The organism is Corynebacterium bovis DSM 20582 = CIP 54.80 (assembly GCF_030408615.1).
Lineage (GTDB): Bacteria > Actinomycetota > Actinomycetes > Mycobacteriales > Mycobacteriaceae > Corynebacterium > Corynebacterium bovis.
This window is the reverse complement of the sequence record NZ_CP047187.1, coordinates 1690307-1711729: the sequence shown is the minus strand read 5'-3', so window position 1 is coordinate 1711729 and position 21423 is coordinate 1690307. Positions and strand designations below refer to the sequence as shown.

Below are 21423 nucleotides of genomic sequence, written 5' to 3'. Positions count from 1 at the left end.
GGGGACGCCGTGACCGGGCGCTGCTAAGGTGTGCACCTGTCGAGAGGGCCGGGTGATCGCGGCCGCCGGAACCGGTCCCGCACGGGACGAGGCCGGGGGTCGAGGAAAGTCCGGACTCCACAGGGCACGGTGGTTGCTAACGGCAACCCGGGGCGACCCGCGGGACAGTGCCACAGAAAACAGACCGCCCGGGACCGGTTCGTCCGGCCACCGGGTAAGGGTGAAAAGGTGCGGTAAGAGCGCACCAGTGCGCCGGGTGACCGGTGCAGCTGGGTAAACCCCACCGGGAGCAAGGTCAAGTGCGGACACCGGGCGTCGCAGACGCCGGGTGCCCGCGTGTCCCGTCGGCTGCCCGTCGGTGAAGGGACAGGTGGACCGCTCGAGGCGCCCAGCGATGGTGCGTCCAGATGGATGATCACCCCCCGCCCGGCCCCGCGCCGGGTGGCGGACAGAATCCGGCTCACAGGCCCTCTCGACACTCAGCCCGTCGACCCCCCCCACCCGACCCCGGGACCCCCGGGTGGTCGGGCGGACTCCGGTAGGGTCGGCCCCATGAGCGACGAGAAGTGGTACTACGACACGAAGACCGGAGAGGTGTCCCAGGGGGTCGGCGGCGGATGGGACAGCCGCATGGGGCCGTACGACACCCGCGAGGAGGCGGCCCACGCCCTCGAGATCGCCCGGGAACGCACCGCCCGCGCGGACGCCGAGGACCGCGAGGACGACTGACCCCGGCGACGGCCCCCGGCGACGGCCCTGCCCCTGACCCCCGCCCCCCGGGACACCCCCGGGACCGGGACACCGTGACCGCCCCGGCGTCGTCCCCCTCCCGGGACACCGCACCCCCCGGGCACGGGACCTAGAAGCAGTGCTCCTCGGCGGGGAAGGTGCCCTCGACGACCTCGCGCTTGTACGCCGCCGCGGCGGCGGTGAGGTCCCGCCCCAGGCTGGCCCACTGCTTCGCGAACCGCGGGCGGTGACCGCCGGCGGGCAGGGCGGCCATGTCGTGCCACACGAGGACCTGGGCGTCCGTCCCCGGGCCCGCCCCGATGCCGACGGTGGGGACGGGGGAGGCCTCCGTCGCCCGGGCGGCGACGTCCGCGGGGACCATCTCCATGACGACGAGCTCCGCGCCCGCCGCGGTGACGGCCTCGACGTCGGCGAGGAGGGCGTCGGCCCCCTCCCCGCGACCCTGGACCCGGAAGCCGCCGAGGGCGTTGACCGACTGCGGGGTGAACCCGACGTGCGCGCACACCGCGATGCCCGCGTCGACGAGCGCCCGGATGCGCGGGGCGATCCGCACGCCGCCCTCGATCTTCACCATGTGAGCCCCCGACCGGCGCAGGATCTCCGCCGCCGAGCGCACGGCCTGCTCGTCGGACGCCTCGTAGGTGCCGAAGGGGAGGTCGACGACGACGAGCGCGCTGCCGGCGCCCCGGACGACCGCGGCCGCGAGGTGGCACATCTCGTCCATCGACACCTGCTGCGTCGAGTCGTAGCCGTAGACGACGTTCGCCGCGGAGTCCCCGACGAGCATGACCTCGATGCCGGCCTCCGCGAAGGCGACGGCCGTCGAGTAGTCGTACGCGGTGAGCATCGCCCACCGGCGGCCCTCCCGGCGCCAGGTGTGCAGGTCACGGATGCGGACCTGCTTCGTGGGGACCATGTACCCGGCGGGGGTCGACGGGGCGTTCGACGCGGTGCCGGCCGCGGAGGTGGACGCCGTGCCGGACGCGGTGGTCGACGCGGTGCCGGACGCCGTGGTCGACGGGTCCGCGGAGGCGGCTTCGGGGGAGGACGGGGTGGAAGACATGGACCCGATTGTGCCACGTGAGGGTGGTGTCGCCCGCCGCGCGGTCCCGCGGCCCCGGCCGTCCGGCGGTCGCGGCCGGGCGTCACCCCGGCGGTTACTATGGTCCGCATGAACCGCCAACAGGAATTCGTGCTGCGCACTCTCGAGGAACGGGACATCCGCTTCGTGCGGCTGTGGTTCACCGACATCCAGGGCTCGCTGAAGTCCGTCGCCGTCGCGCCGGCGGAGCTGGAGGGGGCGTTCACCGAGGGCATCGGCTTCGACGGCTCGGCGATCGAGGGGTTCTCCCGCGTGTCCGAGTCCGACACGATCGCGCGGCCGGACCCGAGCACGTTCCAGATCCTGCCGTTCCACCAGGGTGACGGCCGGAACCTGTCGGCCCGGATGTTCTGCGACATCGCGATGCCCGACGGGGAGCCGTCGTGGGCCGACCCGCGGCAGGTGCTGCGCCGGCAGCTCAACCGGGCGGCCGACGAGGGGTTCACGTGCTACGTCCACCCGGAGATCGAGTTCTTCCTCGTGAAGTCCCTCGACACGGACGGCCAGCCCCCGGTGCCGAGCGACTCCGGCGGCTACTTCGACCAGGCGGTCACCGACGAGGCCCCGCAGTTCCGCCAGGACGCGATCAACGCGCTGGAGCGGATGGGGATCTCCGTCGAGTTCTCCCACCACGAGACGGCCCCCGGCCAGCAGGAGATCGACCTCCGGTACGCCGACGCGCTGTCCATGGCGGACAACATCATGACCTTCCGGTACATCGTCAAGCAGGTCGCGCGGCGCAACGGGGTGCGGGCGACGTTCATGCCGAAGCCCTTCGTCGCCGAGGCCGGCTCCGCGATGCACACCCACATGTCCCTGTTCGAGGGCGACGAGAACGCCTTCCACGACCCGGACGACGAGTTCCGGCTCTCCCGGACGGCGAAGTCCTTCATCGCCGGGATCCTCGAGCACGCGGGGGAGATCTCCGCGGTGACGAACCAGTTCGTCAACTCGTACAAGCGCATCGCCTTCGGCGGGGAGGCCCCGACGGCGGCGACGTGGGGGGCGTCGAACCGGTCGGCCCTCGTCCGCGTCCCGATGTACACGGTGAACAAGCAGTCCTCCCGGCGCGTCGAGGTGCGCAGCCCCGACAGCGCGGCGAACCCGTACCTCGCGTACAGCGTGCTCCTCGCCGCGGGGCTCAAGGGCATCCGCGAGGGCTACGAGCTCGGGGCCCCGGCGGAGGACGACGTCGCGAGCCTCACCCGCCGGGAGCGGCGGGCGCTCGGCTACAAGGACCTGCCGACGGACCTGGAGCAGGCCCTCCGGGAGATGGAGCGCTCCGAGCTCGTCGCGGACACGCTGGGGGAGCACGTCTTCGAGTTCTTCCTGCGGAACAAGTGGCGGGAGTGGTCGGACTACTCCTCGCAGGTCACGGCCTGGGAACTGCGCAACAACCTCGAACTGTAGGGGGTGGCCGTGAATCTCCCGCGCTCGTCCCGCAACCCCGTCCCGTCGCCCGCCGCGCTCGGGCTGAGCGGCCCCCGGGCCGCCGCCGACCTCGACCGCCTGGGCTGGAACAACGCCGCGAGCCGGGCGGTCCTGTGGACCCTGTCGGCGACCGGTGACCCGAACCTCGCGCTGAACAACCTCGTCCGGCTCGTCGACGCGCTCGACGACCTCGCCGCGCGCGGGGACGCTGCCGGCAGCCACGGCACCGACACCGACGCCGCCGACGGCGGCCACGCCACGGACCCCGCCCCGGTCCCCGCCGGCACGTCGTCGGCGGAGCTCCTCGCCGCCGTCGAGCAGGACCCGACCTTCCGGGTGCCGTTGTTCGCGCTGCTCGGGGCATCGACGGCGCTGGGCGACCACCTCGTGGCGAACCCCACGCACTGGCCGCTGCTCCGGGAGCCCCTGCCGGACCGCCGGCAGATGATGGACACGATGCTCGACGCCGTCGGTGCGCGTCCGGTGACGGGCCCGGACGGCGTCGACCACGGCCCGGACTCGCTCATGTACCGGGCGGCGGTGACCGGCCCGGAGGCGGACCAGGCGCTGCGGGTGGCGTACCGCAGTCTGCTCATGCGGCTCGCGGCGGCGGACCTCGCCGGGACGTTCATCCACCGGGAGGGGGAGGAGCTGCCGCCGAGCGTGAGCTTCGAGCTGCTCACGCGGCTGCTCGCGGATCTCGCCGACGCCGCGCTCACCGCGGCGCTGGCCGTCGCGGTGGCCGTCGTCGTCCCCGAGGGCGACGTGCCCGTGCGGCTCGGTGTGCTCGCCCTCGGCAAGTGCGGGGCGCGGGAGCTGAACTACATCTCGGACGTCGACGTCATCTTCGTCGCCGAGCCGGCCGACGCGAAGGCCACCCGGCTCGCCGGGGAGTTCATCTCCATCGGGTGCCGGGTGTTCTTCGAGGTCGACGCCGCCCTGCGCCCGGAGGGCAAGCGGGGCGCGCTGGTGCGCACGCTCGACAGCCACGTGGCCTACTACGACCGGTGGGCGAAGACGTGGGAGTTCCAGGCGCAGCTCAAGGCCCGCCCGATGACCGGGGACATGGACCTGTGCCGCCGGTACACCGACGCGTTGTCGGCCAAGGTGTGGACCGCCGCCGAGCGCGACGACTTCGTCGAGGACGTCCAGGCGATGCGCCGCCGGGTCATCGACAACGTGCCGGACGACGTCCTCGACCGGGAGCTCAAGCTCGGGCCGGGCGGGCTGCGCGACGTGGAGTTCGCGGTGCAGCTGCTGCAGATGGTCCACGGCCGGGTCGACGAGTCCGTCCGCGTGCCGTCCACGATCGGGGCGCTGCGGGCGCTCGTCGCGGGAGGGTACGTCGGCCGCGAGGACGGCGACACCCTCATCAGCTGCTACGAGTTCATGCGGCTGCTCGAGCACCGGATGCAGCTGCACCACATGCGGCGGACGCACACCCTCCCGAAACCGGACGACGGCCCCGCCCGGACGTGGCTCGCCCGGACGGCCGGGATCCGCGCCACCGACGCCGGCAGCTCCGCCGAGCAGCTGGACCGGACCGTGCGGCGGGTGGCCGTCCAGATCCACCAGCTCCACCGCAAGCTGTTCTACCGTCCGCTGCTGAGCTCGGTCGTCACGATGCCGGTCGACGCCCTGCGGCTCACCCCGGACGCGGCGAAGCGGCAGCTCGCGGCGCTGGGCTACCGGGCCCCGGACCGCGCGTTCGAGCACCTGTCGGCGCTCGCGTCCGGGTCGACGCGCAAGGACCGCATCCAGGGGATGATCCTGCCCTCGATGCTCGAGTGGCTGAGCGGCACCGTCGACCCCGACTCCGGCCTGCTCGCGTACCGGAAGCTGTCGGAGGCCGCGTTCACCCGTTCGTGGTTCCTGCGGCTGCTCCGCGACGAGAACGTCGTCGGCCAGCGGCTCATGCGGATCCTCGGCACGTCGCCGTACGCGGCGGAGCTCATCATCGCCTCCCCGGACACGGTGCGCCTCCTCAGCGACGGGGCGAACGGGCCGAAACTGCTGGACAAGGACGCCTCGGTCATCAGCCACTCCCTCGTCGCCGCGGCGGGGCGGCACGACGACCCCGACCGGGCGATCGCCGCCGCGCGGTCCCTGCGCCGGACGGAGCTGGCGCGGATCGCCAGCGCGGACCTGCTCGGCCTCATGGAGGTCGAGGAGGTGTGCCGGTCCCTGTCCTACGTGTGGAACGCCGTGCTCGAGGCGGCGCTGCAGGTGGAGGTCGCCGCGTGGGAGGACTCCCACGGGCGCAACGCCCCGGCGCGGATCAGCGTCATCGGGATGGGGCGGCTCGGCGGCGAGGAGCTGGGCTACGGCTCCGACGCCGACGTGCTCTTCGTGTGCGAACCCTGCGACGCGGGGGAGGAGCCCGACCGGGAGGACACGGCCGCGGCCGTGCGCTGGGCGACGGGGATCTGCGACGGGCTGCGCCGCCGGCTCGCCCGCCCGTCCCAGGACCCGCCGCTGGAGGTGGACGTCAACCTCCGCCCCGAGGGCCGGAACGGGCCGACGGTCCGCACGCTGGAGTCCTACCGTGCGTACTACGCCCGGTGGGCGGACACGTGGGAACTCCAGGCCCTGTTGCGGGCGACGTGGATCGCCGGCGACAAGGACCTGGGGATCCGGTTCCTGCGGATGATCGACGAGTTCCGGTACCCGGCCGACGGGGCCGACGAGGCGACCGTCCGCGAGGTGCGGCGGATGAAGGCCCGGGTCGACGCCGAGCGGCTGCCCCGGGGCGCCGACCGGAACACGCACACGAAGCTCGGGCGCGGGGCGCTGACGGACATCGAGTGGACGGTGCAGCTGCTGACGATGCAGCACAGTCACGTCGTCGGGGCGTTGCGGAACACGTCGACCCTCGCGGTGCTGCGGGAGATCCTCGACGCCGGGCTCATCGGCGCGGAGGACGCGGAGACCCTGCGCACCGCGTGGATCACGGCGACCCACGCGCGCAACGCGATCGTCCTCGTCAAGGGCACGCGCAAGGACCAGCTGCCGCAGCCGGGGCCGCAGCTCGTCCAGGTCGCGGCGGCGGCGAACTGGCCGCCGGAGGACTCGCAGGGGTTCCTCGACGACTACCTCAAGAAGACCCGGCGGGCGCGGCGCGTCGTCGACCGCATCTTCTGGGGCGAGGAGATCGACGAGGACCGGTACCGCTCCTGATCCCGCCGGGGGGGGCAGAGCGCGCCGGGGCCGGTGGCCGGCGTGGGGCGCGCCGGGGGAGGGCCCGGCCCCGGCGTCCGGGAAAACAGTAGGCAGCGCTTTGGTCTTGCTGTAGGCTCACCTAACTGAGGATGGGCTCAGGGATGTGCCGGACCGAGACCGGCCGGGGCCCTCCCACGCCAGAGAGGACCCCATGCCTGTCCGCCACCCCACCGCCCGACCCGACACCCCCCGGAGACCCCGCGCCCCCCGCACCGCCCGCAGCACCCGCGGGCCGCTGCGCACCGTCGCCGCGGGGGCCGTCGTCGCCGTCATGCCCCTCGTCGGCGCGGGGGCGCTGCCGGTGTCCGCGCTGTCGCCGGTCGTCGTGCCCGCCGCGCAGGCCGCGCCGGCCGCGGGCGGTGCGGAGTGCCGGCCGGTGACCCGGGGCACCGTCGGGTGGGGCATCCGGCAGTCCTTCCGCCGGTACCTCACGGGGCCCGTCGCCGGGGGCTCGTGGACCCTCGACGGGGTCGGGTTCCGGGGGGAGCCCGCCGGGTCCGACGGCGCCTTCACCTTCACCGCGGAGCCCGGCGCGGCCCGGGTCGAGGGGGACGACGCCGACATCCCCCTCGCCGGCACCCTGACGATGGACGGCCACCTCGGTCTGCTGCACATCCGGCTCTCCGCGCTCGAACTCCAGGTCCGGGGGACGACCGCCCGGCTCGTCGCCGACGGTGACTACCGGGGGCTCAACCCTGTGGCCCTGTCCGGGTCCGGCGGTCCCGGGAGCTTCCGTCACACCCCGATCGCCACCGTCGCGCTCGACGGAACGCTCGGCGAGGCCGGCGCCGCCGACGGCACCGCGCACCTCACCGGGCGCACGTGGATCACCCCGGAGCTCAACGCGGCCCTCGGCGGGCAGTACGGGGAGGGCGACAACGAGGGAGACACGCTCGACCTCACCCTCGCGACCGGCGGCCCCGTCACCGACGGTGACTGCGGGCTCGACGCCACCATCGCGACCGCGGACGACCCGGGCCGGGACGCGGCGGGGGAGCGGGTCGCCCCGCAGCCGGGCGGCGGAGCGGCCTCCGTCGACACCGCGGGCGGGGACACCGCACCCGCCGCAGGCCCCGCACCGGCCCCCGCCGCCGCCCCTGCTCCGGCACCCGCCGCCCCTGCCGCAGCCCCCGCCGCCGCAGCCGGCCCGGCGGAGACGTGCCGGGCGGTGACGTCGGCGTCGGTCGGCTGGGGGGTGAAGCAGTCCTTCCGCCGGTACCTCACCGGCCCGATCGCGGGCGGGCACTGGGACCTCGACGGCGTCGGCTTCTCCGGCGACCGGGGCGGCCGGGGCACCTTCGACTTCACCGGTGACACCGCCGCCGCCACGGTCTCCGGCGGTGACGCCGACATCCCCCTCCGCGGCGCCGTCACCTTCACCGGCCACGCCGGCCTGCTCACCATCCGCCTCAGCGCCCTGAGCCTGCGGATCCGGGGCACGCAGGCGCAGATCGTCGCCGACTACCGGACGAACACCGTGAGCAGCTTCCGGCCCGGGGCGGACGTCACCGGGGCGGACACCGGCACCCAACGGCCCATCGCGTCGTTCACCCTCGACCGTCCGCTCGACGCGGCGGCGGGCGGCACGGTGACACTCACCGGCACCGGTGTGCTCACCGACGACGGCAACACGGCCTTCGGCGGGACCTACGGGCCCGGCAACAACGAGGCCGACCCGATCTCCGTGACCCTCGGCCTCGGCGGGGCGGGCTGCGGCGACGGGGCCACGGCCGGCGGCGGGCTCGGGGCCCTCGAGGCCGCCGGCCCCGCCGGGGGCGCGGGAACCGGCGGAACCGGAGGAACCGGCGGCACCGGCGGGCCGGACCGGGCCCCCGACCTCACCCTCGGCACGACCCCGGGACCGCGGGTCCTCGGCGTCGACCGGTCCGCCGGCGCGGGTGCGGCCGGCGGGGGGACCGGCGGCACGTCCGGCGGCACGTCCGGCGGCGCGCCGACGTGCGACGCGTCGACCACGCGCCGGGTCTCCGAGTCCCGCATCGGGTGGGGCGTGAAGGACTCCTTCCGCAGCTACATCCGCGGGTCCGTCGCGAAGGGATCGTGGACGACCGACGGGGCCGTCGAGAACGGCGGCGCGTTCATCTTCAGCGGCGCGGAGGGGGCCGTCGACACCTCCGGTCCGCGCGGCACCGTCGCCGCGCGCGGGTCCGTGACCTTCACGGGCCACGGCGGCACGCTGCGCACGGTCGTCGCGGACCCGGAGGTGACGTTCTCCGGCGGCACCGGCACGCTCACCGCCGACGTCACCTCGAACGACACGCAGGGCACGCCGCACGCCTACGGGCGCATCGCCGTCGCCGACCTCACGGTCACCGCGTCCGTCGACGGCGGCGTCCTCGACGGCACGGCCGAGGCGACGCTCACGCAGGCCGGGGCGAACGCCCTGTCCGACTTCTACGAGCCGGGGACCGTCATGTCCCCGGTGAGCGTCCGGGCGGCCCTCGCCGGGGCCGCGGACTGCGGCGCCCTCGACGGCAGCGGCGCGACCGGGGCGGGGACCGCGGGGTCCACCCCGGACGTCGCCTCCCTCGGCGCGCTCCCGGCCGACGGGTCGTCCGCGCCCGCCAGCGGCTCCGGTGAGGTCGACATCCACGACCGGCCGTCCGGGGCGGCGGAGGACCGTCCCCGGTCGGTGGCGATGGCCCTCGCCCAGAACCCGACGACGCCGGTCGCGCTCGCGGTGCTCGTCGTCGCCGCCGGGGTCGGCCTCGCGCTCGGCCTGCGCGGCCGCCGGCGTGCCGGCGACGGCGCGGACACGGGCCCCGACCCGACGGGGCCGGTCCGGTGAGCGGCGTCCACGCGACCGCTGTCCTGCGCCGGCGGGCGCGGGCGCGCGTCGTCGCCCTGGTGGTGCTCGTCGTCCTGCTCGTCGCGGGGGTCGGCGCGAACCTCGCGCTCGGGCAGTACAGCATGTCGCTCGGTGAGGTGTGGTCGGCGCTCACGGCCGGCCCGGGGGTCGCCCGGACGTCCGGCTCGTCCGCGGCGGGGGTGCTGTGGTCGGTCCGGGCGCCGCGGCTCGTCCTCGGGGTGCTCGTCGGGGCGGCGCTCGCGGTCGCCGGGACGCTGCTCCAGGGCCTGTTCGGCAACCCGCTGGCGGAGCCGTCGGTCATCGGGGTCACCGCGGGCGCCGGTGTCGGCGCGGCGGCGGCGATCGTCTTCGGGCTGTCCTTCGCCGGCACGGCGACGGTGCCGCTGCTCGCCTTCGCCGCCGGGGTGGTCACGACCCTGCTCATCTACCGGCTGGCCCGCGTCGGCGGGGAGGTGCGCGTCGTGACCCTCATCCTCACCGGCATCGCGGTGAACGCGGTCGCGGGTGCGGCGATCTCCTTCCTCGTCTACCTCGCCCCGACGGCGTCGCGGGAGCAGATCATCTTCTGGCAGATGGGGTCGCTCAACGGGGCCCGGTCGAACGAGGTCGCGACCGTCGCCGTCGCCGTCGTCGTCGGGGTCCTCGGGGCGGTGGCCCTCGCCCGGACCCTCGACGTCCTGAGCCTCGGGGAGCGGGCGGCGTTCCACGCGGGTGTCAACGTCGGGGTCGCACGGATCGCCGTCGTCGGGGTCTCGACGCTGCTCGCCGCGGCCGCCGTGTCCTTCGCCGGGGTGATCGGGTTCGTCGGCCTCATCGTCCCGCACATCCTCCGGCAGGTCACGGGGCCGTCGAACCGGTGGCTCGTGCCGCTCAGCGCGCTCGGCGGTGCGGTCCTCGTCATCCTCGCGGACCTCGTCGCCCGCATCCTCATCGCGTACGCGGACCTGCCGATCGGGATCTTCACCGCCCTCGTCGGCGGTCCGACGTTCTTCGTCCTGCTGCGCAGGACCCTGCTCAAGGGAGGTCAGCCGTGACCGGGTCCGTCATCGACGCCGTCGACGTCGCCGTCGCCGTCGGCGGGCGGGAGATCCTCCGCGGGGTGAGCGTCAGCGTCGCGCCGGGCGAGGTGCTGGGGCTCATCGGCCCGAACGGGGCGGGGAAGTCGACGCTGCTGTCCGTGCTGGCCGGCGACCTCAGCCCGACGCGGGGGCGGGCGCTGCTCATGGGCCGGGAGTACGCGGCGTACTCGGCGCGGGAGGCCGCGCGGCTGCGCGCGGTGATGCTCCAGAACCCGGCGGTGTCCTTCGCCCACCTCGTGCGGGACGTCGTCGAGATGGGCCGGTCGGCGCACCGCCGGGACCGGGAGGTCGACGCGGACGTCGTCGACGCCTGCCTGCGGCAGGTGGACCTCCTCGCGCTCCAGGACCGGGAGGTGACGACGCTGTCCGGCGGTGAGCGGGCCCGCGTGGCCCTGGCCCGGGTGATGGCGCAGCAGGCGTCGGTCGTCCTCCTCGACGAGCCGACGGCGGCGATGGACGTCGGCCACCAGGAGCGCACGATGCGGACGGTCCGCGGGCTCGCCGCCGGGGGCGTCGGCGTCATCATCGTGCTCCACGACCTCAACACCGCCGCCCGGTACTGCGACCGGCTGGCGTTGCTCGGCGACGGCGGCCTGGCGGGCGTGGGGTCACCGGACGAGATCTGCACGGAGGAGCTCCTCAGCGCGGTCTACGACTGGCCGGTGGCCGTGTCCCGGCACGACGAGGCCGACGTGGAGGGGACCGTCGTCCCCCAGCTGTGGATCAGGCCCAGGTCGGCGGCGCGGCCCGGCGCCGGATCTCCACCTTTCGGTTGATGGGACGGGGAGAGAGTTTGGGTAGGCTTCACTAGTGATGGCCGCGGGGTGTCGTCGGACCTTCCCCGGAGACAGCCCCGGGCACAGACCGCACGGTCACGCAGACACACAGACCGCACCAATCACATCGACCACACCGACCACACACAGACACAGACCGGTCCCCGGGCGCGGCCCCGGCGGACCGCAGGACCGGCACGAACGACCGGCACGACCGACAGGATGGACACGATGCACACCACGACACCCCCGGTGGACCAGGCGGAGGACACCGCCCGCCCCCTCTCCGCCCGGCTCCGCGAGGAGACCGCCCGCGCCCACGAGGAGGCGGAGCACTCGGTCTTCATGGAGCAGCTGCTCTCCGGTGGACGGGACCGGGCCGCGTTCGTCGCGCTCCAGGAGCAGGCGTACCTGTTCTACTCCGCGCTCGAGGACGCCGTCCGCACGCTCGCGGACGACCCGCGGGTCGCGGCGGTCGCCGACCCCGGCCTCGAACGGGCGCAGGTGCTCGCGGAGGACCTGCGGGTGCTCGGCGGTGAGGTCGACGCCACGCCGTCGGCCGCGACGCGCCGCTACATCGACGAGCTCGTCCGCATCCGGGACGGGCGGGACGCGCCCGGCGCCGTCGCCCACCACTACGTCCGGTACCTCGGGGACCTCTCCGGCGGGCAGGTCATCGCCCGGCGTATGGGGGAGCTGTACGGGGTCCCGGCGGAGGGCCTCGGGTTCTACCGTTTCGACGGCGTGGACAAGATCAAGCCCTACCGCGACCGGTACCGCCGGATCCTCGACGGGCTGGCGTTCACGGAGGAGGAGAGCGCCGACCTCGTCCGGCAGGCGACGGTCGCGTTCTCCCTCAACCAGGGTGTCTTCGGGGACCTCGCCGACGCGACGGCCGGACCGGGGACGACGGACACCTCCGCGTGACACCACGAGTGTATTAGGGTACGCTTACCAATCTGACCACGGAAGCCACGGAAAGGAGTCGCCGATGTCCGCGATATCCGCGCAGGTCGTGGGGGAGACGCCCGGGGACCGCGCGCTCCCGGACGTCCCGGCCACCGCACCCGGTACCACCCAGACCGCGGCACTGGAGGCGATCCTCGACACGATCGACCGGTCGATCGTCGACTGCCTCCACCGGTCGTCCGTGTGGTCCCGGATGGCCGACGGCACCCTTCCCGGTGCCGGCCGCGCCGGCTACCTCGAACAGCACTGGGAGGGCATGCGGGTCCTCTCCTCCGTCGCCGCCCGGTTCCCCGGGGTCGACCCCGTGTTCCGCCGCGCGCTCCGGGAGGCGACCACCCGGCTCGGACGGGCGCTCGACAACGCCCACGCGAGCCCCCGCTGGCGCGACCACCACGTGACGATGCCGTCGATGCTCCAGTTCCGGCGCCGCGTCGTCGAGATGGCCGACGAGCAGGACGCCCTGGCCTTCGCCGCCCACGCCTACGCCCGGTGCGCGGCCGCCGCCGTGAGCCCGTTCCCCCTCGGGGACATGCCCACCGCCGCGACCCTCCGCTCGGCGCTCGCGTCGATGGCGCTCCGCGGCCACGCCGACGGCGACCTCGCCGAGGAGGTCCTCACCGAGGAACTCAGCGCCGCGCTCGTGCTCGTGCTCGCACACGGGTCCGACGTCTGCCGCGCCTACCAGGGCATCGACGCCGCCAGCAGCTGCTCCGTCACGGCCGCCGCGATCCGCCGCGCCCTCGGGTGACCGGCGTGGACGGGCACACCGACGGCACGTACACGAAGCAAAACCCGGGCCGGCCGGGCGACTGGGAGGTCGCGGGTCTGCGGTGGCTCGCGGAGGCGACGGACCGGGGAGGGGCCGTCGTCGTCGGCGTCCGGGGCCGGGAGGGGGACGAGACCCGCCTCGACCGGGTCGCCCCCGCCCCGCACACCGGCGGCGGGACCGCGCGCGGGCACGCGGAGCAGTTCGGCCGGGCGCTCGTGCACACGCACGCCGCCGGCGCCCCGGCCTTCGGCGCACCGCCGGACGGCTGGTCCGGTGCCGGCTACCAGGGGCCGAACGACGCGCTGCGGGAGCTGCCCCTCGCCCCCCACGACCGGTGGGGCACCTACTGGTCCGAGGTCATGCTCCGGCCGCTGGTCGCGGACCTGTGGCCGGACTTCGGGGCCGCGGACCGGCGGGCCGTCGGGTCGCTGCTCGACCGCCTCGGGTCGGGGGAGTACGACGACGACCGCCCGCCCGCCCGGATCCACGGCGACCTGTGGGCGGGCAACGTCCTGTGGGGCCCCGACGGGGCGGTGCTCATCGACCCGGCCGCCCACGGCGGTCACCCCGAGGCCGACCTCGCCGCGCTCGCCCTCTTCGGCGCGCCGCACCTCGGGACGATCCTCGGGGCGTACGCGGAGGAGGCCGGGCTCGACGCCGGCTGGCGGCGGCGGACCCCGCTGCACCAGCTCCACCTGCTGCTGCTCCACGCGGTGCTGTTCGGCGGCGGGTACGTCGACCGGACGCTCGACGCGGTCCGGCAGGCCCTCGCCCTCTGACGGGGCGGGGATCAGGGGCCGCGGGGGGCGGTGGCCGGCCCGGGGAGGCCGCGGGGGCGGGGGACCGGGGACCGGGGTGGTCAGGCTCCGACGGCCGGGGCGTCCGTCGCGGCGGCGCCCGTCGCGGTGGCGCCGGCGGCGGGGGAGACCGCGGGGACGGCGTCGTCCCCCGGCACCCGTCCGGGCCGGGACCACGGGCGCGTCGCGAGCCACCACCGCACGGCGACGACGGTGAGCACGACGACGCCCACGTTCCGCGCGAGGAGCACGACGGCCGGGAACGGCGCGGTGTCCCCGTAGACCAGCGTGTCGTAGCACAGCGGGTAGACCACCGTCGTCAGCGCGGCGAGCACGAGCAGCCCCGCGGCGAGGAACCGCGTGCGGCGGCCGGGGAGCCGGTGCAGGGCCACGGCGATGAGCGGGGCGAGCCAGATGAGGTACTGCGGGGAGAACACCTTGTTCGTCACGATGAGCAGGAGCACGAGCACCGCGCTGAAGGCCACCGCCGAGTCCGGCGTCCACGTGTCGCGCAGGAGGTGCGCCACCGCCGCGGCGAGGACCGCGAGGACGAGCAGGACCGTGAGGACGGTGGTCAGGCCGGTGGCCACGGTCACGCCGGGGCCCGTGATCTCGAAGCTCTTCGACGCCGCGTAGGAGATCGACCACGTGCCGGGGAACACGGCCGAGAGGACGACGAACGGGGTCGCGGCGACGGACTCGACCTGGAGGCCGCGGTCACTCTGGTAACCGAGCGGGGAGAGCACCCGGTCGACCCCCGAGGTCGCGACGGTCACCGCGACGAGCACGGCGAGGGAGACGAAGAACGTCACCAGCCGCTGCCACGTCCCCCGGTTCCGCGCCCCGCCGACGAGCCCGGCGGCGAGCATCCCCGGCCACAGCTTCGTCGCCGTCGCGCAGGCCAGCACCGCCGACGCCACCCGCGGGTGGGTGAACAGCAGCCCGGCGGCGCACCCGACGAGCAGGCCGGGGACGAGGTCGAGGCGGGTGACGAACACCGGCCCGCTCAGCCCGACGAACAGGGACCAGAACAGGGCGCTGTGCCACGCCCCGCGCCGGAGGAGCACCGCGGTGAAGACGGCGGACAGGGCCAGGCAGGAGAAGACGAACGCGGCGGTGAAGACGTCCTTGTCGTCCGGCACCGCGAGGCGCAGGAGGCGCAGCGGCCATACGGCGGCGTCCGGGTACTCGTCCATCGCGCCGACGGACGTGCCGTCGACGCCCTGGAGGTAGTAGTGGACGTCCCCGACCGTCCAGTGCCTGACCACCGTGAAGTAGACTAGGAGGACGTGTGCGGCGGTCCACACCGCCCACACGGCTGCTGAGGAGGTCCTGTGCAGTCTCTTGCCCACGTCGGGCAGTGTAGCTGACCCTCCGGCCGGGGACGCGGACGGGACCGGCGGCGGAGGGGGTCGGGGCGGGTGCGTCAGGGGTGCTGCCGTTACGGTGGAGCTGTGACACCACCGCCCGCCCACCCCGACCGGTCCCCCGACGGTCCGTCGCCGTCGGGGTCGACGCCCCCCGCGCCGTCCGCCCCGCCGTCCCTGCCGTCCTCGCCGCCGCCCTCGGTCCCGGGACCCCGCCTCACCACGGTGGCGGTCGCGGTGTGGTCCACGGCGGTCGTCGCGTACATCCTCGCCATCACCGGCCGCACGTCGTTCGGGGTCGCGGGCGTCGAGGCCCTCGACCACTTCGGGATCGACGCCTCCCGCCTCGCCGTGTTCACCTCCGTCCAGGTCGGCGTCTACGCCCTCGCGCAGATCCCCACGGGGCTCGCGATCGACCGCTTCGGCCCCCGCCGCGTCCTCGTCGCCGGGGCGCTCGCGATGGCGGTGGGGCAGGCCGTGCTGGCGCTCGTCGGGAACTACCCCCTGGCGGTCCTCGCGCGGGTCATCATCGGGGTCGCGGACGCGACGGCCTTCCTCTCCGTCATGCGGCTGCTCCCGGCGTGGATCCCGCCCCGCCAGGCCCCGCTGTTCACCCAGTTCACGGGCTCGCTCGGGTACGTGGGGCAGTTCATCTCGGCGGTGCCGTTCATGATGATGCTCGGGGTCACCGGGTGGACGCCGGCGTTCCTGTCCGTCGCGGGCGCGGCGGTGCTCGTCGCCGGGCTCGTGTGGCTCATCGTCCGCGACGGTCCCGGCCCGGTCCCCGGCGCGGCGGCGCGGTACCGCCGGGTCGTCCGCCCGAGCCCCGGGGAGAGCCTGCGGTCCCTGGGGGTGACGCTGCGCCGGGTCGTCCGGGAGCCGGCGTGCTGGACCGGGTTCTTCATCCACGGGTCGCTCATGGGGCAGCTGTCGTTCACGCTGGTGTGGGGTGTGCCGTTGATGACGTTGGGCATGGGGCTCAGCCCGGGGCAGGCGAGCGCCGTGCTCGTCGTCAACACGGTCGTCAGTGTCGCGGCGGGGCCGCTGCACGGGATGGTGTCGCTCCGGGCGGGGCGGCGGCGGCCGGTCGTCGCCCTCGTGTGCACCCTGGCCTCGGCGGTGGCGTGGGTGGTCTTCCTCGCGCCGGGTACGCCGCGGGGGCTGGCGGCGGTGGTCGTGCTCGCGGTCGTCGTCGCCGGCCTGGCCCCGGTGGCGAACACCGCCTTCGACGTCGTCCGGGAGAACGTCGACCGGGAGGTCACGGCGACGGGGACGGGCCTGGCGAACATGGGCGGGTTCTCGGCGGCGATGGTCGCGTTCCAGGGGGTGGGGCTCGTGCTCGACCGGGCCGCCGGCGGGGACACGTACACGTGGGGTGACTTCCGCGTGGGGTTCCTCGCGATGGGGGTCGTGTGGGCCGGCGGGTTCATCGGCCTGCTCGCGTTGACGGTGGTCATGCGGAGGCGGGGGCGGCGGGCCCGGGCGGCGCTCACACCGGTGCGCTGACCGTCGTCGTGGGGGCGGGGCCCGCGGGGGCGTGGCGTCGTCACCGGCGACGGGCGTCACCGTTCCCCGCCGGGTGTCCGGGGCCCCGGGGGTCACCCCCGGCCGGTGAGGGTCAGCCAGATGAGGGCGATGTTGAGGACGACGATGACCCCGCAGACCACGGACGCGACGACGGTGAGGGACCGGGGGTTCACCCAGCGCCCCATGACCGTCCGGCGGGCGGTGAGGATGACGAGGGGGACGAGGGCGAAGGGCAGGCCGGTGCTGAGCACCACCTGGCTCACGACGAGCGCCCGGGTCGGTTCGACGCCGGAGACGAGGAGCACGAGCGCGGGCACGAGCGTGACGACCCGGCGGGCCACGAGGGGGACCCGGATCCGCAGCAGGTCCTTCATGACGAGGTCGCCGGCGTAGCAGCCGACCGACGTCGAGGCGAGGCCGGAGGCGAGGAGGCCGACGGCGAAGAGGACGCCGACGCCGGTGCCGAGGTGCTCGGCGACCGCCCGGTGGGCGCCGTCGATGGTGTCCGTCCCGTCGACCCCGCGCAGCGCCTGCGCGGCGAGGACGAGCATCGCGATGTTCACGGTCCCGGCGATGAGGAGGGCGAGGCCGACGTCCCACTTCGTCGCGCGGAGGTGGTGGCGCATCCCGGCGTCCCCGTGCGGGGTGAAGCGCCGGTCCCGGATGAGGCCGGAGTGGAGGTACACGGCGTGGGGCATGACGGTCGCGCCGAGCATGCTCGCGGCGAGGAGGACCGTGTCCGTGCCGGCGAAGCGGGGGAGCAGCCCGGCGGCCATGCCGGCGGGGTCGACGCCCGTGACGACGAGCCCGGAGAGGAACCCGAGGGTGATGACGACGAGGAAGGCGACGATGACGGCCTCGAACCGCCGTTGGGTGCGCCCGCCCTGGACGAGCAGGAGGACGACCGACACCGCGCCGACGATGACCCCCCCGAGGAGGAGCGGGGTGCCGAACAGGAGGTGGAGGGCGACCGCCCCGCCGATGACCTCGGCGATGTCGGTCGCCGCGACGATGACCTCGGCCTGCGCCCAGAACATCCACCGGGTGGGGCGGGGGAGGTGGCCGGCGAGGACGGCGGTGAGGCTGCGGTCGGTGACGAGGCCGAGCTTCGCGGACAGGTACTGGACGACGGCGGCCATGAGGTTCGCGACGACGAGCACCCACAGCAGGAGGTACCCGTACCGGGCCCCGGCGGAGAGGTTGGCGGCGACGTTGCCGGGGTCGACGTAGGCGATGGCCGCGACGAAGCCCGGGCCGAGGATCCGGAACACGGACGGGTGCCGGTGCCCGGAGCCGTCCCCGGACCGGTCCCCGGCCCCGCGCGCGGCCCCGGTGGCCTGCGCATGTCGAACGGACGATTCCGCAATTCCAGTTCTGGGTGACGCCATGTTTCGCAACCTCATAGACAATCTTTTCGGAGCAACGAAAAAATCCTAGCGCTGTTCCCGTGCTGCCGCAACGCGGGCACGTGGCACCGCGGACCGGCGGGGACGTTAAGGTGGCGGGGTGCTTCTCAGCGTGCTCTACGTCATCGGGATCACCGCCGAGGCCGTCACCGGCGCCCTCGCGGCGGGTCGGCAACGCATGGACCTCTTCGGGGTCTCGGTCGTCGCGTGCGTCACCGCCATCGGCGGCGGCACCGTCCGGGACATCCTCCTCGACCACTACCCGCTGACGTGGGTGAGGACCCCGGTGTACCTGCTGGTCATCATCGCGGCGGCGATCATCACCGTGTTCACCTCGTTCCTCGGCCGTTACTTCCGCCCGGTGTTCCTCGTCCTCGACGCCGTCGGGCTGTCGGTCTTCGCCGTCCTCGGCACCCAGATCGCCCTCGACCTCGGCCACGGCGCGGTCATCGCCGCGGTCTCGGCCGTCGTCACCGGCGTCTTCGGCGGTGTCATGCGCGACCTGCTGTGCGACCGGGTGCCGCTCGTCTTCAGCGAGGAGCTCTACGCGAGCATCGCCCTCATCGCCGCCGTGCTGTACATGGCGCTCGAACACGTCGGGATGCCGGAGCTCGCCGTCGTGCTCGTCACGCTGGGGATCGCGGCGAGCGTGCGCCTCGTCGCCATCGCCTTCCGCTGGGGGCTGCCGGTGTTCGAGTACCAGGAGCGGGAGGTCCACCGTGCCCCCGAGAACAGGCTGTCCCGGGCGCTCGACAGGATGAGGGGGTCCGACGCCCGCCTCCGCCTGCGGGACCGTCCCCGCTCCGGGGGACCGCACGCCCGACGGACGCGGCGGGGGCGCGGGTGGTGGGGCGGCCTCACCCGGCACCGCCCGTGGTTCCGCCGGGGCGGCGGCCGCGACTGACCGTCGCGCCGGGCGCGTGACCGGGGCGCCGCCGGCGGTCCTCCGCGGCACACCTGACGGGGGACCGCCGCACCTCCGACGCCTCCGCCGCGGGGGTGCGTGCAGCGGGCCCGCAGTGTCGGTCCCGGGGTGGCAGCACGTCGCCGGACCGCGCCGGCCCGGCGGGCCCGCGGCCCGCCGGAATGCCGTTTGCCGTGGTCGGCGGGGTGCGGTTGATGATATGTCACCGGGAATCGGCCGCGGGGGTGATCGGCTGCCGGGCCCCGGGGACTCGGATAGCATGAGCGCCGGCCAGCAGTCGGCCCAGTGATCGACGGTGGCCGACAGTGTCACCAGATGTGCCGTCACGACCTGACCACCCGCCGCAGCGGGCCCGGGGACCGGTCACCGGCCGACGATCCCGTGCGCCGACCGGCGACACCGCAGCGCGGACCGTCCGGGCGGTGAGCACGCCGGGAGCCGCGCGGCACGACCCCCCGAAAAGGACCCCGACGTGCGCTCCACCCCTCTGCGCCACGCCCTCAGGACCCCAGGCCGGACGCCGGGCCGGGAGACCCCCGGCCCCCGACCGGCACCCGCCCGCACCCTCCGCACGACGGCGGCGGTCGTCGTCGCCCTCCTCGGGTCGGCGACCCTCGCAGCCTGCAGCGACAGCCCCCCGGACGAGCCCGAGACCTCCGTCCCCGTCGCCGCGCCCCACGGGTGCAGCTACGACGACGCCTACAACGCGGTGAACGCCATGACCTCGGACGCGATCGACCCGGCGAACTTCCGCGCCGACAGCACCGACCCCGGCGCGGTCGCCGCCGTCACGAACAACCCCTACGCGACGAAGGCCGCCTGCGACGTCCTCCTCGCCGGCGGCACCGCGGCCGACGCCGCCGTCACCGCGCAGTACGTGCTCGGGCTCGTCGAACCCCAGTCCTCCGGACCCGGCGGCGGCGCGCTCGTGACCTACCTCGACGGCCGCACCGGCGACGTCACCACCTACGACGGCACCGTCCACGCCCCGTCCGGGGAGCGGGAGGACCTGCGCAGCGTGTCGACCCTCCAGCGCGCCGGCGTGCCGCAGACCGACCGGGTGATGCACCAGCTCGCCCACGACCACGGCAGTCGCCCGGTGCCGGATCTCGTCGCCCCGGCGGTCCGCCTCGCCCGGTCCGGGTTCACGGTGAGCCCCCGGCTCGCGGACGCGGCGGCCTCCCGCCCCGACCTCTTCGCGGAGGACGCCGAGGGGGAGTTCCTCACCGTCGGGGGCCGTGCCCCCGTCGCCGGCGACACCGTCCGCAACCCCGCGTACGCGGACTACCTCGACGCCGTCGCCGCCGACGGCCCGGGTGTCACCGACGTCATCGAGGCGCTGCTCACCTCGCACGGCCGGGGCTCGCGCGGCGGCCGGGACCTCGTCCGGGACTGGAGGGACGACGCCGCCCGTCCCCTCGACGCCGCCCCCGCCCTGTGCGCCCCGTACGCGGGGCACGAGGTGTGCGGCTCCCCGTCGACGGCGACGGGCATGATGATCGTCGCCGAGGCCCTCCAACTGCTCGACCACAAGCACGTCGCCCGGCTCACCCCGGACACCGCCGGTGACGGCCCGGCCGTGCCCCGCGCGACGGCGGTGCACCTCATCAGTGAGGCCGAGCGCATCGCCTTCGCCGACGGCAACACGTGGATGTCCGACCCGGGGGACAACCCGGACCGGTCCCGGGCCTACCTGGACAGCGTCGTGACGAACCGCGGCCTCCTCGAGGACCGGTCGGGCGACATCCGCCAGAAGCGGACGATGGACACCCCGCAGCCGTCCCCGGTCGAGGGGGAGGGCGAGTACGAGGAGTCGACGGAGGAGGGCACGTCGCAGATCGTCGTCCGGGACGCGCGGGGCGACATCGCCGACATCACGACGACCCTCCAGCAGAACTTCGGCGCCGGTATCGCCGGCCAGGGGTTCTTCCTCAACAACTCGCTGGACAACTTCAGCCGCCACGCCGAGGCGGGCGAGCCCAACCACCGGGGCCCGGGGCTGCACCCGCGGACGACGATGGCGCCGGTCATCGTCGTCGAGGGCGGCGTGCCGCGCGGGACCGGGCACCCGGAGGCCATCGCGCTCGGCTCGCCGGGCGGCCGCGGGATCCCCGCGTACGTCATCAAGTCCCTCGTCGCGGTCCTCGAGTGGGGGCTGCCGCCGGACGAGGCCATCCGGATGCCGAACTTCGGCGCGGAGGGCCGCGACATCGTCTTCATGGAGACCGGCGGCGACCTCGACGACGCGGACTTCCGGAAGGTCCGTGACCTGCTCGGGGACTGGGGGCAGGACGTGAACACGGGCCCGCGGGAGAGCGGGACGGCCGTCGTGCGGGTCGGCCGCCGCGGCGTCCACGCGGGCGCGGACCCGCGCCGCCAGGGCCTCGCGCTGGGCGCGCCCCTCCCGGCGCAGCAGCGCCCCTGACCGGGACCCGGCACCCCGGGACCCGGTTGCCGCCCGGCCCAGGGGTCCCGCCCG

At 74.9% G+C, this 21423-nt stretch carries 15 protein-coding genes and 1 other RNA gene; 13 read left to right on the top strand and 3 right to left on the bottom strand.

From position 1 onward, the window contains the following. The first annotated feature begins 40 nt into the window (after positions 1-40). Positions 41-479, top strand: an RNA gene (gene rnpB / locus CBOVI_RS06925) — RNase P RNA component class A. A gap of 73 nt (positions 480-552) precedes the next feature. Continuing rightward, complete coding sequence (locus CBOVI_RS06920; RefSeq protein WP_010265725.1) at positions 553-729, top strand: hypothetical protein; 177 nt, start codon at positions 553-555, stop codon at positions 727-729. 130 nt (positions 730-859) lie between these two features. Here CBOVI_RS06920 and panB read toward each other — a convergent pair whose 3' ends face one another. Beyond that, positions 860-1666 carry a 3-methyl-2-oxobutanoate hydroxymethyltransferase gene (gene panB, locus CBOVI_RS06915; RefSeq protein ID WP_029157728.1) on the bottom strand — a complete coding sequence of 269 codons (807 nt, stop codon included), beginning with the start codon at positions 1664-1666 and terminating at the stop codon, positions 860-862. A 255-nt stretch (positions 1667-1921) separates the two neighbouring features. On the opposite strand from panB, the gene glnA reads away from it, so the two are divergent. From glnA to CBOVI_RS06875, 8 genes are all read left to right on the top strand, one after another. Next, positions 1922-3262: a type I glutamate--ammonia ligase gene (glnA, locus tag CBOVI_RS06910; RefSeq protein ID WP_010265730.1), complete on the top strand. Its 1341-nt coding sequence runs from the start codon at positions 1922-1924 to the stop codon at positions 3260-3262. 9 nt (positions 3263-3271) lie between these two features. Next, positions 3272-6460, top strand: coding sequence for a bifunctional [glutamine synthetase] adenylyltransferase/[glutamine synthetase]-adenylyl-L-tyrosine phosphorylase (locus tag CBOVI_RS06905; RefSeq protein ID WP_043360668.1), 3189 nt, complete (start codon positions 3272-3274; stop codon positions 6458-6460). Positions 6461-6653: 193 nt separating this feature from the next. Next, on the top strand, positions 6654-9308 hold the full coding sequence (locus CBOVI_RS06900; protein WP_260159805.1) for an HtaA domain-containing protein: 2655 nt from the start codon (positions 6654-6656) through the stop codon (positions 9306-9308). Continuing rightward, positions 9305-10363, top strand: a complete 1059-nt coding sequence (locus CBOVI_RS06895) for a FecCD family ABC transporter permease (protein WP_183273615.1) — start codon at positions 9305-9307, stop codon at positions 10361-10363. Before CBOVI_RS06900 ends, CBOVI_RS06895 begins: the two co-directional genes overlap by 4 nt. Further along, positions 10360-11184, top strand: a complete 825-nt coding sequence (locus tag CBOVI_RS06890) for a heme ABC transporter ATP-binding protein (RefSeq protein ID WP_010264611.1) — start codon at positions 10360-10362, stop codon at positions 11182-11184. Before CBOVI_RS06895 ends, CBOVI_RS06890 begins: the two co-directional genes overlap by 4 nt. A gap of 222 nt (positions 11185-11406) precedes the next feature. Further along, the gene (locus CBOVI_RS06885; protein WP_010264608.1) at positions 11407-12111 is read left to right on the top strand and encodes a biliverdin-producing heme oxygenase; all 705 of its coding nucleotides are present in this window, start codon (positions 11407-11409) and stop codon (positions 12109-12111) included. 64 nt (positions 12112-12175) lie between these two features. Beyond that, complete coding sequence (locus CBOVI_RS06880; protein WP_010264605.1) at positions 12176-12901, top strand: hypothetical protein; 726 nt, start codon at positions 12176-12178, stop codon at positions 12899-12901. Positions 12902-12906: 5 nt separating this feature from the next. After that, on the top strand, positions 12907-13701 hold the full coding sequence (locus CBOVI_RS06875) for a fructosamine kinase family protein (RefSeq protein WP_125196918.1): 795 nt from the start codon (positions 12907-12909) through the stop codon (positions 13699-13701). 80 nt (positions 13702-13781) lie between these two features. Here CBOVI_RS06875 and CBOVI_RS06870 read toward each other — a convergent pair whose 3' ends face one another. Next, positions 13782-15071, bottom strand: a complete 1290-nt coding sequence (locus CBOVI_RS06870) for a histidine kinase (protein ID WP_125187300.1) — start codon at positions 15069-15071, stop codon at positions 13782-13784. A gap of 240 nt (positions 15072-15311) precedes the next feature. Here CBOVI_RS06870 and CBOVI_RS06865 point away from each other — a divergent pair, with 240 nt between their 5' ends. Continuing rightward, positions 15312-16592, top strand: a complete 1281-nt coding sequence (locus tag CBOVI_RS06865) for an MFS transporter (protein ID WP_010266549.1) — start codon at positions 15312-15314, stop codon at positions 16590-16592. Positions 16593-16684: 92 nt separating this feature from the next. Here CBOVI_RS06865 and CBOVI_RS06860 read toward each other — a convergent pair whose 3' ends face one another. After that, on the bottom strand, positions 16685-18016 hold the full coding sequence (locus tag CBOVI_RS06860) for an Nramp family divalent metal transporter (RefSeq protein WP_232625909.1): 1332 nt from the start codon (positions 18014-18016) through the stop codon (positions 16685-16687). A 103-nt stretch (positions 18017-18119) separates the two neighbouring features. On the opposite strand from CBOVI_RS06860, the gene CBOVI_RS06855 reads away from it, so the two are divergent. Together CBOVI_RS06855 and CBOVI_RS06850 are read left to right on the top strand one after the other, a co-directional pair. Further along, the gene (locus CBOVI_RS06855) at positions 18120-18923 is read left to right on the top strand and encodes a trimeric intracellular cation channel family protein (RefSeq protein ID WP_125186400.1); all 804 of its coding nucleotides are present in this window, start codon (positions 18120-18122) and stop codon (positions 18921-18923) included. Between the two features lie 493 nt (positions 18924-19416). After that, positions 19417-21369, top strand: coding sequence for a gamma-glutamyltransferase (locus tag CBOVI_RS06850; protein WP_125186787.1), 1953 nt, complete (start codon positions 19417-19419; stop codon positions 21367-21369). Positions 21370-21423 lie beyond the last annotated feature (54 nt).

Bases quoted from the DNA above. Each gene is read 5' to 3' on its own strand.
- CBOVI_RS06900 (WP_260159805.1), top strand. From the start codon at position 6,654: ATGCCTGTCCGCCACCCCACCGCCCGACCCGACACCCCCCGGAGACCC.
- CBOVI_RS06885 (WP_010264608.1), top strand. From the start codon at position 11,407: ATGGACACGATGCACACCACGACACCCCCGGTGGACCAGGCGGAGGAC.
- glnA (WP_010265730.1), top strand. From the start codon at position 1,922: ATGAACCGCCAACAGGAATTCGTGCTGCGCACTCTCGAGGAACGGGAC.
- panB (WP_029157728.1), bottom strand. From the start codon at position 1,666: ATGGTCCCCACGAAGCAGGTCCGCATCCGTGACCTGCACACCTGGCGC.
- CBOVI_RS06860 (WP_232625909.1), bottom strand. From the start codon at position 18,016: ATGAGGTTGCGAAACATGGCGTCACCCAGAACTGGAATTGCGGAATCG.
- CBOVI_RS06880 (WP_010264605.1), top strand. From the start codon at position 12,176: ATGTCCGCGATATCCGCGCAGGTCGTGGGGGAGACGCCCGGGGACCGC.
- CBOVI_RS06920 (WP_010265725.1), top strand. From the start codon at position 553: ATGAGCGACGAGAAGTGGTACTACGACACGAAGACCGGAGAGGTGTCC.